The sequence below is a fragment of the Azospirillum sp. B21 genome (genome assembly GCF_008364825.1).
Lineage (GTDB): Bacteria > Pseudomonadota > Alphaproteobacteria > Azospirillales > Azospirillaceae > Azospirillum.
In genome coordinates this window covers 40,453-54,489 of record NZ_VTTO01000013.1, presented here as the reverse complement: position 1 = coordinate 54,489, position 14,037 = coordinate 40,453, and the positions used below count along the sequence as shown (strand labels likewise).

At 67.0% G+C, this 14,037-nt stretch carries 12 protein-coding genes; 9 read left to right on the top strand and 3 right to left on the bottom strand.

Translation table 11 applies throughout. The features are described 5' to 3' along the window. Nucleotides 1-113: 113 nt before the first annotated feature. Genes FZ983_RS24835 through FZ983_RS24825 form a run of 3 tightly spaced genes read left to right on the top strand, consistent with a single transcriptional unit; the run spans nt 114 to nt 3,588 of the window. A complete protein-coding gene (locus tag FZ983_RS24835; RefSeq protein WP_149226427.1) occupies nt 114-1,064 on the top strand; it encodes an ABC transporter permease in 951 nt (316 codons plus the stop codon). Further along, nucleotides 1,061-1,933, top strand: a complete 873-nt coding sequence (locus FZ983_RS24830; protein WP_149226425.1) for an ABC transporter permease — start codon at nt 1,061-1,063, stop codon at nt 1,931-1,933. Before FZ983_RS24835 ends, FZ983_RS24830 begins: the two co-directional genes overlap by 4 nt. Continuing rightward, complete coding sequence (locus tag FZ983_RS24825) at nt 1,933-3,588, top strand: ABC transporter ATP-binding protein (RefSeq protein ID WP_149226423.1); 1,656 nt, start codon at nt 1,933-1,935, stop codon at nt 3,586-3,588. The genes FZ983_RS24830 and FZ983_RS24825 overlap by 1 nt, the downstream gene beginning before the upstream one ends. Nucleotides 3,589-3,648: 60 nt before the next feature. On the opposite strand, the gene FZ983_RS24820 is transcribed toward FZ983_RS24825, so the two are convergent. Further along, complete coding sequence (locus tag FZ983_RS24820; RefSeq protein WP_014188581.1) at nt 3,649-4,125, bottom strand: Lrp/AsnC family transcriptional regulator; 477 nt, start codon at nt 4,123-4,125, stop codon at nt 3,649-3,651. Nucleotides 4,126-4,371: 246 nt separating this feature from the next. Here FZ983_RS24820 and FZ983_RS24815 point away from each other — a divergent pair, with 246 nt between their 5' ends. Beyond that, entirely contained in the window at nt 4,372-5,697 is a 1,326-nt protein-coding gene (locus tag FZ983_RS24815; RefSeq protein WP_149226421.1) for an FAD-binding oxidoreductase, read from the top strand. A 16-nt stretch (nt 5,698-5,713) separates the two neighbouring features. Here the strand turns inward: FZ983_RS24815 and FZ983_RS24810 are convergent, their stop codons facing one another. Next, a complete protein-coding gene (locus FZ983_RS24810; protein ID WP_149226419.1) occupies nt 5,714-6,610 on the bottom strand; it encodes a LysR family transcriptional regulator in 897 nt (298 codons plus the stop codon). 304 nt (nt 6,611-6,914) lie between these two features. Between FZ983_RS24810 and FZ983_RS24805 the strand changes: the two genes are divergently transcribed. The 3 genes from FZ983_RS24805 to FZ983_RS24795 are packed head-to-tail and all read left to right on the top strand — an operon-like array spanning nt 6,915 to nt 10,871. Next, nucleotides 6,915-7,271: a HigA family addiction module antitoxin gene (locus FZ983_RS24805; protein WP_149226417.1), complete on the top strand. Its 357-nt coding sequence runs from the start codon at nt 6,915-6,917 to the stop codon at nt 7,269-7,271. Then, a complete protein-coding gene (locus FZ983_RS24800) occupies nt 7,255-8,754 on the top strand; it encodes an ATPase domain-containing protein (protein ID WP_149226415.1) in 1,500 nt (499 codons plus the stop codon). The genes FZ983_RS24805 and FZ983_RS24800 overlap by 17 nt, the downstream gene beginning before the upstream one ends. Continuing rightward, nucleotides 8,751-10,871, top strand: a complete 2,121-nt coding sequence (locus tag FZ983_RS24795; RefSeq protein ID WP_149226413.1) for an ATP-binding protein — start codon at nt 8,751-8,753, stop codon at nt 10,869-10,871. The genes FZ983_RS24800 and FZ983_RS24795 overlap by 4 nt, the downstream gene beginning before the upstream one ends. A 65-nt stretch (nt 10,872-10,936) precedes the next feature. Here the strand turns inward: FZ983_RS24795 and FZ983_RS24790 are convergent, their stop codons facing one another. Next, nucleotides 10,937-11,827, bottom strand: a complete 891-nt coding sequence (locus FZ983_RS24790) for an IclR family transcriptional regulator C-terminal domain-containing protein (protein WP_211102980.1) — start codon at nt 11,825-11,827, stop codon at nt 10,937-10,939. 203 nt (nt 11,828-12,030) lie between these two features. On the opposite strand from FZ983_RS24790, the gene FZ983_RS24785 reads away from it, so the two are divergent. Together FZ983_RS24785 and FZ983_RS24780 are read left to right on the top strand one after the other, a co-directional pair. Then, nucleotides 12,031-12,807 carry an enoyl-CoA hydratase/isomerase family protein gene (locus FZ983_RS24785; protein ID WP_149226411.1) on the top strand — a complete coding sequence of 259 codons (777 nt, stop codon included), beginning with the start codon at nt 12,031-12,033 and terminating at the stop codon, nt 12,805-12,807. Between the two features lie 117 nt (nt 12,808-12,924). Next, the gene (locus FZ983_RS24780; protein WP_149226409.1) at nt 12,925-14,025 is read left to right on the top strand and encodes an ABC transporter substrate-binding protein; all 1,101 of its coding nucleotides are present in this window, start codon (nt 12,925-12,927) and stop codon (nt 14,023-14,025) included. Nucleotides 14,026-14,037 lie beyond the last annotated feature (12 nt).

Sequence of the window (14,037 nt, the reverse complement as noted above, 5' to 3'; positions counted from 1 at the left end):
TCGGCCAAAAGGCCGACCGTCCCGGCCACCTCGCCCGTCCTATCAGCGCCCGGCTCATTGTCGCCCGTCCCGGTTTCCCCCTCCGGGGGCGCCTCACCACGCGGAGGACAGGCATGAAATCACGCGTTCCGTCCCTCATCTTCGGTCGACTGCTCATCGCGCTTGTCACGCTGACGATCGTGTCCTTCGCCGTGTTCTTCGCCACCACGCTGCTGCCCGGCGACACGGCGACCATCCTGCTGGGGCAGGCGGCGACGCCGGAAGCGATCGCCGGGCTGCGCACGGCCATGCATCTCGACCAACCGGCCCTGCTGCGCTTCCTCTACTGGATCGCCGGGCTGTTCCATGGCGATTTCGGCACCTCCTACGCCAACAATGTGCCGGTGGCCACGCTGATCTCCGGCCGGCTGGCCAACACGCTGAAGCTGGCAGGGCTGACCACCCTGGTGTCGGTCCCCCTGGCGCTGACGCTGGGCATCACCGCCGCCATGTGGCGGCGCACGCTGTACGACCGCATCGTCACCGTCGCCACCATCGGCATCATCTCCGTCCCCGAATTCGTGGTGGCGACGCTGGCCGTGCTGGTGTTCGCCGTCTATCTGAAATGGCTTCCCGCCCTGTCCTTCACCTATCAGGTCGACAGCTTCGCCGGCCTGCTCCGGGCCTACGCCATGCCGGTCGTCACCCTGACCTTCGTGGTGTCGGCGCAGATGATCCGCATGAGCCGGGCCGCCGTGATCGAGACACTCAACACGCCCTATGTCGAAATGGCGCTGCTGAAAGGGGCATCGCGCCCCCGGCTGGTCCTGCGCCACGCCCTGCCCAACGCGCTGGCCCCGATCGCCAACGCGGTGGCACTGTCGCTGTCCTACCTGCTGGGCGGCGTCATCATCGTCGAGACGATCTTCAACTATCCGGGAATCGCCAAGCTGATGGTGGATGCGGTGTCCACCCGCGACCTGCCGCTGATCCAGTCCTGCGCGATGATCTTCTGCTTCGGGTATCTGCTTTTGATCACCACCGCCGACATCGTCGCCATCCTGTCGAACCCGAGGCTCCGATGAAGACACATTCCTCCACCGGCTCGAGGGCCTCCACCGGTTTCATCGCGGCCCGGTCCGGCTACCGGGTCAATACGGTAGGGCTGGTCAGCGCCTCCGTCGTCATTTTCTGGGCGCTGGTCGCCCTTTTCGCCCCCTACATCGCCCCCCATTCGGCGGGGGAAATGATCGACCTGGATTATTTCGGCCCGATGCGGCCCGGCCTGTGGCTGGGGTCGGATTATCTCGGCCGCGATATGCTGTCCCGCCTCATCTTCGGCGCCCGCTACACCGTCGGCATCTCGCTGGCGGCAGTCACCATCGCCTGCTTCACCGGCGTCGTGCTGGGCATGACCTCGGCCGTGCTGCGCGGTCCGGTGGACATGGTGGTCAGCCGCCTGCTGGACGCGCTCAACTCCATTCCCAGCAAGCTGTTCGGCCTGATGGTGGTGGCGGCGGTCGGGTCGTCCATCCCCGTGCTGATCCTGACCCTGTCGGTCATCTACATCCCCGGCGCCTACCGCTTCAGCCGGGCGCTGGCGGTCAACATCGACACGATGGATTTCATCATGGTCGCCCGCATCCGCGGGGAAAAGCTGCCTTATCTGATCTGGTCGGAAATCCTGCCCAACATCATCGGCCCGGTGCTGGCCGACCTGGGCCTGCGTTTCGTCTTCATCGTCCTGCTGCTGTCGGGCCTGTCCTTCCTGGGGCTGGGCGTTCAGCCGCCCTTTGCCGACTGGGGCGCGCTGGTGCGCGAGAACATCGGCGGCCTGCCCTTCGCCGCACCGGCCGTGATCGTGCCGTCGCTGGCCATCGCCACCCTGACCATCAGCGTCAATCTGCTGATCGACAATCTTCCGCAGAAGATCCGGGATCGGAGTGCCTCCTGATGACGAACCTCGTCGAAATCCGCGGTCTGACGGTCGAGGCCACCACCGATTCCGGGCGCTGGTTCCAGATCCTGAAGGGCATCGACCTGGACATCGCCGCCGGGGAAACCGTCGCCTTCATCGGTGAAAGCGGGTCGGGCAAGACCACCGCCGCCATGACGCTGCTGGGCTACGCCCGTCCCGGCTGCCGGATTTCCGGCGGTACGGTGCGGGTCGACGGCCATGACATGGTGACCCTGTCGGAAAAGGAACGGGCGGCCCTGCGCGGCACGGTCGTGGCCTATGTGCCGCAGAGTGCCGCCGCGGCCTTCAACCCGGCGGCGACGATCATGGATCAGGTCATCGAGGTGACGCGGATCCACCGCCTGATGCCGCCGGACGAGGCGCGCCGCCGGGCGGTCGACCTGTTCCGCGCCCTGTCGCTGCCCGATCCGGACGGTATCGGCGACCGCTATCCGCACCAGGTGTCGGGCGGCCAGCTTCAGCGGCTGGCGGCGGCGATGGCCCTGATCGGCGATCCCAAGGTGGTGATCTTCGACGAGCCGACCACCGCGCTGGACGTCACCACCCAGGTGGAGGTTCTGCGCGCCTTCAAGGCGGTGACCGCCAAGCGCCGGATCGCCTGTGTCTATGTGTCCCACGATCTGGCCGTGGTCGCCCAGATCGCCGACCGCATCATGGTGCTGCGGAACGGGGCGGTGCAGGAAATCGGAAGCGTCGACGACATCCTGACGCGCCCGACCCACCCCTACACGAAAGAGTTGCTGCACGCCTTTCACCCCGACACCGGCGGCCGGATTGCGGCGGCGGAGGCGTTCGCCACCAATTCCGTGCCGCTGCTGGAAATCAACACGCTGAGCGCCGGCTACGGCCCGCCGCAATCGAACGGGCAGCCGCTGGTCCTGGCGGTCAAGGGGGTGAGCCTGCAGGTGAAGCGCGGCACCAACCTCGGCATCATCGGCGAGTCCGGCTGCGGGAAATCCACACTGGCTCGCGCCATCGCGGGCATCCTGCCGGCCAGCAAGGGCGACATCCAATTCGACGGACGGGAGTTGTGGCACAGCGCCCGACAGCGCAGCCGCGAACAGCTGCGCGACCTGCAGATCGTCTTCCAGCATGCCGACACCGCGCTCAATCCGGCCAAGTCGATCGAGGACATCCTCGGCCGCCCCCTGACCTTCTATCACGGGCTGCGCGGCAAGGCCCGCGATGCACGGGTCGACGCTTTGCTGGACATGGTCCGCCTGCCGCGCGCCCTGCGCCATCGCCGGCCTGCCGAGCTGTCGGGCGGCCAGAAGCAGCGGGTCAATTTCGCACGCGCGCTCGCCGCCGAACCGAAGCTGATCCTGTGCGACGAGATCACCTCTGCCCTCGACACCGTCGTCGCGGCGGCGATCATCGACCTGCTGAAGGAACTGCAGCGCGAACTCGGGCTCTCCTACATCTTCATCAGCCATGACCTGTCGGTGATCGAGGCGATCTGCGACGAGATCATCGTGATGTATCGCGGACAGACGGTGGAGACCATCATCCCCTCCGCCCGGCAGCAGCCGCAGCACCCCTATTCGAAGCTGCTCTTCTCGTCGGTGCCGAAGCTGGACCCGACCTGGCTCGACACGCTGAACCTCGACGCCGACCGGATGCGGGTGGCGTAAACGGCCACACCCTGCGCGGCCAACCGCCGCGCGGGCGGCCCGATTCCCCTGCGAGACCCCTCACATCTGGAACAGCGTGGTCAGCGGCATGTGGGAACGGACGATCGGCGATTTCAGCACGACGTAGCTGAAATACTTGTCGATGCCGATGTCCATGTCGGTCAGCTTCTCCATGATCTCCTGATACTCGCCGATGCCGGACGTGACAAACTTCAGCATGTAGTCGTAGCCGCCGGACACCAGATGGCATTCCAGAAGCTGTTCGATCTTCTTGACGGCGGCCAGGAAGCGGGCGAAATCGACCTGCCGGTGGTTCTTCAGCGTCACCTCGGTGAAGACGGTCAGTGTCTGGCCGAGTTTGCTGACGTTGATCTGGGCCGTGTAGCCTTCGATGTAGCCTTCCGCCTGCAGCTTCTTGACCCGCATCAGGCAGGGGCTGGGCGACAGATTGACCAGCTCGGCCAACTCCACGTTGGTGATCCGGCCGTTCTTCTGGAGCTGATGCAGAATCTTGATGTCGATGCGGTCCAGCTTCATGGGGAACCCATCCGGTTCGAGGGCGGGGGAACGGAAGACGACAGCAGAAAATTCTGTCGATCGGACCATATCAGCTTAACACGCGCTGCCCGCCTGTCGATGATCGAGTGGCTTTCTTTCGGCAGAACAAAGCATCGGTCGTGCGGGCATCGACAGAAGAAAATGCCGTCGAAACGGACAAAGCAGCGCCCGCTGACCCGCGTGCCATGGCTAGATGATGCAACGCCGAAACCGGAGACCCACCCCATGCCCGCGCCTTTGCAAACCATCGCGTCTTCCCCGCGCCTGCCCGAGCAGGCCGACGTCGTCGTGATCGGCGGCGGCATCGTCGGCGTCTGGGCGGCCTACCACCTGGCCCGGCGCGGACTGGTGGTGGCCCTGGTGGAAAAGGGACAGGTCGGGGCGGAACAGTCCAGCCGCAACTGGGGCTGGTGCCGTCAGCAGAACCGCGATGCGCGCGAGTTGCCGATGGCGACCAAGAGCCTGGATCTGTGGGAGCGCTTCGCCGCCGAAGCCGGCGAGGACACCGGCTTCACACGCTGCGGCCTGCTCTATCTCAGCAACGACGACGGGGAATTGGCGGGCTGGGCACGCTGGCGCGATTTCGCCCGCACGGTCGGCGTCACCACCCACATGCTGTCCGGCGCCGAAGCCGCCGAGCGTGGGCAGGCCACCGGACGGCCCTGGAAGGGCGGCGTCTTCTCGCCGTCCGACGGAATCGCCGATCCGGCCCGCGCCGCACCCGCCGTGGCGCGGGCGATCATGAAGCTGGGCGGCACCGTGCATCAGGGCTGCGCCGCGCGTGGGCTGGAGACCAGCGGCGGGCGGGTCAGCGGCGTCGTCACCGAGAAGGGCACGATCCGGGCGAAAATGGTGGTCCTGGCGGGCGGAGCCTGGGCCTCCTCCTTCTGCCATCAGATCGGCGTGCGTTTCCCGCTCGCCTCCATCCGCTCGTCGATCCTGTCGGTCGGCCCCAGCCCAGCCGGTCTGCCCGACGCCCTGCACACCGCCGCGGTGTCGATCACCCGGCGCGGCGACGGCGGCCACACGCTGGCGATCAGCGGGCGCGGGCGCGTCGATCCGACCCTTCAGCAGGCCCGCTTCGCCCCGCAATTCATGCCGATGTTCACCCGGCGCTGGCGCAGCCTGATGCCCGGCGGGCTGGAAGGGATGCGCTCCGGCCACGAGACGCTGCGGCGCTGGCGGCTCGACCGCCCGACCCCGATGGAGCGGGTGCGGGTTCTCGACCCCACCCCCGACCGCAGCACCATCCGCCTTACCCACGAGCGGGCGATGGCGCTGCTGCCCGGCCTGAAGGGGGCCCCGATCACCGCCGCCTGGGGCGGTTACATCGACAGCACGCCCGACGGCGTTCCCGCCATCGGCGAGGTGGGAAGCCTGCCCGGCCTGATCCTGGCCGCCGGATTCAGCGGCCACGGCTTCGGCATCGGCCCCGGCGCCGGGCATCTGATCGCCGACCTCGTCACCGACCAAGCGCCGATCGTCGATCCAAAGCCCTACCGTCCCGACCGCTTCGCCGGTTTTTCCGCCGGGAAGGTCGCCGATTTCTGACCAAAAAGCAGAACCTTCATAAGCCGGCCGGCTCAAGGGCGCGGGCGGCCCGGCGCAGGCATTCGCGCATCAGGTCGTGGCTGCCGGACAGCGGGCGCTCCTTGCTGGTCAGGATGGCGATGGGCACGCGGATGCCGGGGCGGAAAGGCCGCTGGACGATGCCGGAAAACTGGTTCCACGGCAAAAGCCCATCGACGACCGCCACGCCGATCCCCTCCCGCACGAATGGCAGTGCGGTAATCGACAGGTCGATCTCCACCGCCGGGGCGTAGACGCCGCCTTCGGCCTCCAGCGCCCCGGCCAGGAGCCGGCCGGGCAGCGTGTCAACGCGGTAGGAGATCAGCGTCTCCTCCGCCAGATCGGCAAAACCGATCTGGGCGTGTCCGGCCAACCGATGCCCCTCCGGCATCAGGCAAACCAGTTCGGCATGCCCGACGGTTTCGACATCAAGATCGGGATGGGGCATGTCGTTCATCGCCACCCCCAGCAGAACGTCGCCACTGCGCAGCATGTCCCGGATATTGGCGATCGGGGCGACCAGCGAGCGCACGACGATGTCCGGATGCGCCGCGCGGAAGGCGCTCAGCGCCTTGGGAACGATGGACATGGATGGCGGGGCCGAGGCGGCGAGACGGACAAGGCCGGTGCGGCCATGGCGCATGTCGACCGTGCGCCGGCGCAACGCGCCGAGTTCGGAGAAGATGCGCTCGGCCTCCGGATACAGCTCGTTGGCCTCCTGCGTCGGCACCAGACGCCCGCGCACCCGATCGAACAGCTTGAACCCCAGTTGGTCTTCGGCATGCAGCAGAATCTGGCTGAGGGCCGGCTGCGAGATGTTCAACATCGCCGCCGCCCCGGTCACCGTTCCACAGCGCATCAGCATGCAGAAGACTTCCAATTGGCGGGCTTGCATTCACGATTCCAGGCGCTGGCGGAGAGGAGGCGGACCCGGTACGGCCGGGCCACGACTATAGCGACCGGCGAGCCCGAGGGTCGAGAAGCAACAGCAAGGCGGCCAAGCCAACGAGCGGAAAGACCGTCCAGCCGCCACGCCCATGCTGCAAACAAATTTCAGAGACCGGAAAAAAACATCGTGTACACAGGTTTGCACCGTGTTTTCGCCACCTCTATGCCAAAGGGTCGATGAGGATAGCGCAGGCTGCACTCTGTCGCGCGATGCGTTACATTTGGGCGACCGTGTGTTCCGGTCAGGATCGATGTCTGCAGAACTACCTCCCTCCACTGATCCTCCACCTCATCCCGGTGCCATTCTGCGCAACCGCGTGTTGCCCGAGCTTGGGCTGACGGTGACTCAGGCCGCCCGGGAACTGGCGATTGCGCGCCAGACGCTCCACCGCGTGCTTGCAGGCACCGCCGCCGTCACGCCCGAGATGGCTGCCCGGTTGGCCCGGCTCTGCGGCATATCGGCCCATTTCTGGCTCGACCTTCAACTGGCGCATGACCTTTGGCATGCGCAACGTACTCTTGCAGATACCTTGGACCGCATTCCGGCGCATGCGCTGCCCGACACCCTCAAGACGGATATCCTGGCCCGCCATGTCCGCCCCCACTGAACTGCCGCGCAAGGCGCGAACCGGCGTTGCCGGCCTCGACGACATTCTCGCCGGCGGCCTCACCCGCGACCGTGTCTTCCTGCTCGAGGGCAGCCCGGGTACCGGCAAGACCACCATTGCCCTGCAGTTCCTGCTGGACGGCGCGGCGGCCGGCGAAACCGGCTTCTACATCACCCTGTCGGAAACGGAGGGCGAACTTCGCGACGCCGCGGCCACGCATGGCTGGACGCTCGGCGAGAAGATCACGGTGTTCGAGCTGGTCCCGCCGGAGAGCTTGCTCGACGAGGCGCATCAGCAGAGTCTGCTCTACTCCTCCGACCTCGAACTCGGCGAGACGACCAAGCTGATGTTCGACGCGATCGAGCGGAGCAAGCCGATGCGGATCGTCCTCGACAGCCTGTCGGAGATCCGGCTGCTGGCCCAAAGCTCGCTGCGGTACCGGCGTCAGATCCTCGCCCTCAAGCATTATTTCGCCCGGCACGGCGCCACCGTGCTGCTGCTCGACGACCTGACCACCGACACCATGGACAAGACGGTCCACAGCATCGCCCACGGCGTGATCCGTCTGGAGATGCTGACGCCGGCCTACGGCGCGGAGCGGCGGCGCCTGCGGGTACTGAAATACCGTGGGCAGGCCTATCGCGGCGGCTACCACGATTGCACCATCACCACCGGTGGCTTGAAGGTGTTCCCCCGGCTGATCGCCGCCGAGCATCGAACCGGCTTCACCGGAGAACGGCTGGCCAGCGGCATCGCCGAACTCGACACGCTGCTGGGCGGCGGCATGGAACGTGGGTCGAGCACCCTGATCATCGGCCCGGCGGGGACCGGAAAGTCGCTGCTGGCGCTTCAGTTCACGGTGGCCGCCATCGCACGGGGAGAGCGGGCGGCGCTGTTCGTCTTCGACGAAGAGCTTGGTCTGCTGTTCGGCCGCACCAAGGCGATGGGCTTCGACCTCGAAGCCATGCGGGATTGCGGCAGCCTGATCATCGAGCAGGTGGATGCTGCGGAACTGGCGCCCGGCGAGTTCACCAACCGGGTCCGCGCCTGCGTCGACGACCACCAGATCCGCACCGTCGTGATCGACAGCCTCAACGGCTATCAAGCGGCGATGCCGGAAGAACAGCTTCTGGTGCTGCATCTTCACGAATTGCTCCTGTACCTGAACCGCCAGGGGGTGACGACCTTCCTCACCATCGCGCAGCATGGCCTGATCAGCGACATGCAGTCTCCGGTCGACGTCACCTATCTGGCCGATACCGTCGTGTTGCTGCGCTATTTCGAGGCGTTGGGCCGGGTCCGGCGGGCGATTTCGGTGATCAAGAAGCGCGCCGGTCCGCACGAGGACACGATCCGCGAATACCGGGTCAACGACAGGGGCATCAGCCTCGGGCCGCCGCTCGCCGAGTTCCAGGGGGTGCTGCGCGGCGTGCCGGTATATATCGGCCAAGGCGGACCTCTGTTGCAGGAAGATCCGGCTTGAGCGAGGCCGTGGCCATGGAGCGTGCGCTGATCCTGGCGCCGCATGGACGGGATGCCGCCGTCGCTACGGCCTTGCTGGACGAGGCCGGGATCGCGGCGCACGCCTGTCCCGACCTGCCTGCACTCTGTGCCGCGCTGGAGGACGGAGCCGGACTGCTCATCCTTGTGGAGGAGGCGGTGCGCACCGCCGACCTCCAGTGTCTCGTCGCCTGGATCGGCGCGCAGCCTCCCTGGTCGGACCTTCCCGTCATCCTGCTGACCTTTCGAGGCGACGGTGCCGAACGTACGCCCGAGGCCGCACGCCTGACCGAACTGCTCGGCAACGTCACCTTCGTGGAGCGCCCCTTCCACCCGACCACCCTGGTCAGTGTCGTGCGGACCTGCCTGCGCGGCAGGCGACGGCAGTACGAGGCGAGGGCGAGGCTGGTAGAGCGCGAGCGTTTGCTGGCGGACCTCGCCGACGAACGGGCACGCTTCGAAACGCTGGTGGAACACCTGCCGGTCGCGGTGAACCTGATGGACCTGAACGGCCGGACCATTTTGTCCAATCCGGCATTCCGGCGCTTCTTCCCGGATTCCGTCATCCCTTCCCAGCGGCCGGACGGCGAGGAGAGTTGGATCGGCTACGATGAGCAGGGCCGCCGCCTGGGCCGGGATCAGTATGTCGCGGTGCGGGCCCTGCACGGCGAGACCGTCAGCGGCATCGAGTTCATCTATCATCCTGCCGGCGGCCAGCCGGTCTGGACCCGTGTCAGCGGTGTGCCCGTGCAGGACTCCACCGGCAAGACAACCGGTGCGCTCGCCGTCATCGTCGACATCAGCGACCAGAAGGCGGCGCAGGAGGCGCTGCAGCGCCTTACCGCGACGCTGGAATCCAAGGTCCAGGAACGCACCAGGGAATTGGCGGCGACGCTCGACCAACTGCGCGACGAGATCCGCGACCGCGAACGCGCCGAAGAGCAACTGCGCCAGACGCAGAAGCTGGAGACCCTCGGCCAGCTTACCGGCGGCGTCGCGCACGACTTCAACAACCTGCTGATGGCGGTGCTAGGCAATCTGGAATTGCTGCGCAAACGCCTTCCCGCCGATCCGACGACGGAGCGCCTTTTCGACGGCGCCATGCAGGGTGCCCAACGCGGAGCAACGCTGACCCAAAGGCTTCTGGCTTTCGCCCGTCGCCAGGATCTGCAGCCGCAGGCGGTGGACCTTGCCGGGCTGCTGGACGGCATGAAAACGCTGCTGGAACGGTCTGTCGGCCCGCGCATCGTCATCCGCATCGACGCGCCCTCTGCGACGACGCCGGCCCTGATCGATCCCAACCAGCTCGAACTCGCGATCCTGAATCTCGCCGTCAATGCCCGCGATGCCATGCCCAACGGCGGCACGCTCACGGTGACCGTGGACGAGGCGCCGGTTTCCGTGGCTTCGGCACTGCCGCCCGGTTCCTACCCGCACATCAGCGTGCGGGACACCGGCACGGGGATGGATGGGGAAACGCTCGCGCGAGCGGTCGAGCCCTTCTTCTCGACCAAGGGGATCGGCAAGGGCACCGGGCTGGGGCTGTCGATGGTCCACGGCCTGGCGGTGCAGTCCGGCGGCGCGTTCCGGTTGTCGAGCGTTCCGGGCCAGGGGACGGTCGTGGATCTGTGGTTGCCGAAGGCCACCACACCGGCCCAGGCGGCCGAGTCGCCGCCGGCCCCGGTGGTCGACGTGTCTCCCGCCGTGGTCCTCGTGGTCGACGATGACGCGCTGATCGCCATGAGCACCGTCGATATGCTGGCCGACCTCGGGCACACGGTCCTCGAAGCGAGTTCGGGCACCGAGGCGCTGGAGCTTCTGCGCAGCGGCCAGGCCGTCGACCTGATGCTGACGGACTATGCGATGCCGGGCATGACCGGCGTCGAGCTTGCCCGGGCGGCCCGCGCCATGGCCCCGGACCTGCCGGTTCTGCTGGCGACGGGATACGCCGATCTGCCGGAGGGCGTCGTCGCCGACCTGCCGCGGCTCGCCAAGCCATACACGCAAAACCAACTCGCCGTTGCGACGGCCAAGCTGTTGGCCGAGATGGCGAGGACTTCGGCACATGCCGAGCGGAGTGACGGCCTCCACCCCGATTAGCGCGCTGAATTCCGGAACTCGTTTGCAGCAGGATTGCCCCGATGGCTGGACCGTCGGGCGGTCCGTCAGCGTTGCGAGACCGACCCCGCCGCCGCCACCACCAGCGGAGCGAACCGCTCCTCCATCTCCTCCGGCGTGAAGCGTGCGCGGGAGACGGCGATGTTCAGCGCCCCCACCGGCACTCCCCCCGGCCCGGTGATGGCCGCCGCGACCGACAGGTCGCCGTGATAGAATTCCTCGAACGCGGTGGCATAGCCGCGGACCGACGATTTCGCGATCTTCGCGAGCAGATCCTCCCTCTGCCAGGTGGTGTGCGGGGTGTAGGGCTTCAGATCCATCCGGTCGATCAGGGCAGCCGCATCCGCCGTCGCAAGGCGCGACAGGATGGCGATGCCCGGGGCAGTGCAATAGGCCGGCATTCGCGTGCCGACGATGACGTCGGTGTTCAGGACGTGCCGGCTCATGAAGCGCGACACGAAGACGATCTCCGGCCCGTCCATGACGGTCAAGTTGATCGTCTCCTCGGTCGTCTTGCTGAGATGCATCAGGTACGGCATCGCGCGTTCCAGCATCGCATTGCTGCGAAGATAGTGATGCGCGAGGTCCAGCGTGCGGACGGTCAGTTCGAACCGCTTGGTGACCGGATCCTTCCGCAGATAGCCCAACTTCTCCAGCGTGTAGGTGAAGCGCTGCGCGGCGCTCTTGTCCATGCCGACGGTGGCGGCGACCTGGGTCAGGCTCATGGATGGACGGCTGTAATCGAAGGCGTGCAGCACGCGGAACGCCTTGTCCACCGACATCACCATCAAGGGATCGGCGGCCCTGCCCTCCTGCCCGTCGCCGTCGAGCGGCGCATTCCCGGCCGGGGAACCGGTTGCGGGCTCGCTCCCGGCAGTCCCGCCATTCGCCTTGCCGGCGGCCTTGGATGAAGAGGTTGTGGATCGGCGCGGTGCCATGTCGGTCGGTCCTGAAAGTGCGCGGTGAGAGATACCGTTGACAGCGTACCGAAAGCAAGCCAAGCTAATCAATACAAAGTATTGCTATTCAATACGACGCGCGGCGATCCCGCCGTCGACACCCTCTCCAACGGGGCATTCCGGCCATGGGCGCAGAGTTGCGCCGGCCCCGGACTGCCCTGCCGTTCGACAGGAGCGCATCCGTGACCGACTTCATCCTCACCGAGACCCGCGGCCCGGTCGGCGTCATCACGCTGAACCGTCCCGAGGTGCTGAATGCCTGGAACAAGGCGATGCGCGACGCGCTGGTCGTCGCCTTCGACCGGCTGGAGGCCGACGGCGCCGTCCGCGCCATCATCCTGACCGGGGCCGGCGACCGCGCCTTTGGGGCGGGGCAGGATCTGAACGAAACCAAGAGCTTCGATGCCGAGCGCGCCGAGGAATGGGTGGCGGAGTGGGAGCGGCTCTATCACCGCATGCGCACCCTGTCGAAGCCGCTGGTGGTGGCGTTGAACGGCGTGGCGGCCGGTTCCGCCTTCCAGGTCGCGCTTCTGGGCGACCTGCGCGTCGGTCATCCCGGCGTCCGCATGGGCCAGCCGGAGATCAATTCCGGCATCGCCAGCACCACCGGCCCCTGGATCATGAAGGAGATGATCGGGCTGGCCCGCACCATCGACCTGACCCTGACCGGCCGGCTGATGGATGCGCAGGAATGCCATGCCATCGGCCTGATCAACCGCCTCGTCCCGCAGGAGCGCGTGATGGCCGAAGCGCTGGAACTGGCCGGCGAATTGGCCGCGAAGCCCCCGGTCGCCATGCGCCTCGACAAGCAGCGCTTCCGCGAGATGACCGAAGCCGGTTTCCGCGACTGCCTGGCCGCCGGCGTGCGCATCCAGCGCGAAGCCTACGCCTCCGGCGAACCGGCGCGGATGATGGAGGAGTTCCTGGCAAAGCGCGCCGCGCGCAAGACGGCGGCCTGACCGGACATCCGCCCGAAACCGGACCGGGGCGGCCCGCAGCCGTCCCGCCCTTCCCTTGAAAACTCATCCATCAACCGGGCGACCCCAAGACCCGGCCAGCGAACAGGGATTCAAAGCATGGGCAAGACCGACGACTTCACCATCAACCGCCGCAGCCTGCTTGCCACCGCAGTGACGGGGGCGGCGGGCACCGCGCTGGGCGCCGCCCTGCCGGTCGCCATTTCGGTCGGCATGAGCCGTCCGGCGGCGGCACAGACCACCCAGATCACCGTGGCCGATCCGGGCGGCCCCTACAGCCCGGCTTTCCGCAAGGCGTTCTACGATCCGTTCGAAAAGGCGACCGGCATCAAGGTCGTCAATGTCGCCCGCGAGGCTGAACCGACCGCCCAGTTCAAGGCGATCGTCGAGACGAAGTCCTACAGCTGGGACGTCTGTACCCTGACCCTGTCGGCCCGCGACATCCTGGCCCGCCAGAACCTGTTGGAACCCCTGGATTTCCCGGCCTCCGACGCTCCGGGGCTGATGCCGGAGGCGCTGACCGGCCAGTGGATGGGAACGGACGTCTATTCGACGATCCTCGCCTACCGCACCGACAGGTTCCCATCCAACCCGCCGCAGAGCTGGGCGGATTTCTGGAATGTCGAGAAGTTCCCCGGCCGCCGTTCGCTGCGCAAGAACCCCATCGACACGCTGGAGCAGGCCCTGCTGGCGGACGGCGTGCCGCTGGACCAGCTTTACCCGCTGGATGTCGAGCGCGCCTACAAGAGCCTGGAGCGCATCCGCCCGCACATCGCCGCATGGTGGACCGGCGGCGCCCAGTCCACCCAGCTGATCCAGAGCGGCGAGGTGGACATGATCGCCCTGTGGAATGCCCGCGCCCAGGCCGCCATCGACGGCGGCGCACCGGTGAAAATCTCGTGGAACCAGGGCTTCTATTCGATTGAGGGCTGGGGTATCCCGCGCGGCAACCCGCGCGCGGACGCCGCCCGCAAATTCATCAAGTTCTGCGCCGATCCCCAGCGCCAGGCGATCTTCACCGAAGCGCTGTCCTACGGCCCGACCAACCTGAAGGCCTACGACACCATCCCGAAGGAGCGCGCACAGGCGCTGCCCACCTTCCCCGAGAATCTGAAGCGGATGACCATCGCCCGCGAGGATTGGTGGGGTGCCAACCGGTCCAAGATGAGCGAGCGCTTCAACGCCTGGATCCTCGGCTGACGACCATCACAG

Coding starts and splice junctions, on each gene's coding strand:
- FZ983_RS24815 (WP_149226421.1), top strand. CDS start 4,372: ATGCCCGCGCCTTTGCAAACCATCGCGTCTTCCCCGCGCCTGCCCGAG.
- FZ983_RS24830 (WP_149226425.1), top strand. CDS start 1,061: ATGAAGACACATTCCTCCACCGGCTCGAGGGCCTCCACCGGTTTCATC.
- FZ983_RS24805 (WP_149226417.1), top strand. CDS start 6,915: ATGTCTGCAGAACTACCTCCCTCCACTGATCCTCCACCTCATCCCGGT.
- FZ983_RS24790 (WP_211102980.1), bottom strand. CDS start 11,827: ATGGCACCGCGCCGATCCACAACCTCTTCATCCAAGGCCGCCGGCAAG.
- FZ983_RS24780 (WP_149226409.1), top strand. CDS start 12,925: ATGGGCAAGACCGACGACTTCACCATCAACCGCCGCAGCCTGCTTGCC.
- FZ983_RS24820 (WP_014188581.1), bottom strand. CDS start 4,125: ATGAAGCTGGACCGCATCGACATCAAGATTCTGCATCAGCTCCAGAAG.
- FZ983_RS24825 (WP_149226423.1), top strand. CDS start 1,933: ATGACGAACCTCGTCGAAATCCGCGGTCTGACGGTCGAGGCCACCACC.
- FZ983_RS24800 (WP_149226415.1), top strand. CDS start 7,255: ATGTCCGCCCCCACTGAACTGCCGCGCAAGGCGCGAACCGGCGTTGCC.
- FZ983_RS24835 (WP_149226427.1), top strand. CDS start 114: ATGAAATCACGCGTTCCGTCCCTCATCTTCGGTCGACTGCTCATCGCG.
- FZ983_RS24810 (WP_149226419.1), bottom strand. CDS start 6,610: ATGCAAGCCCGCCAATTGGAAGTCTTCTGCATGCTGATGCGCTGTGGA.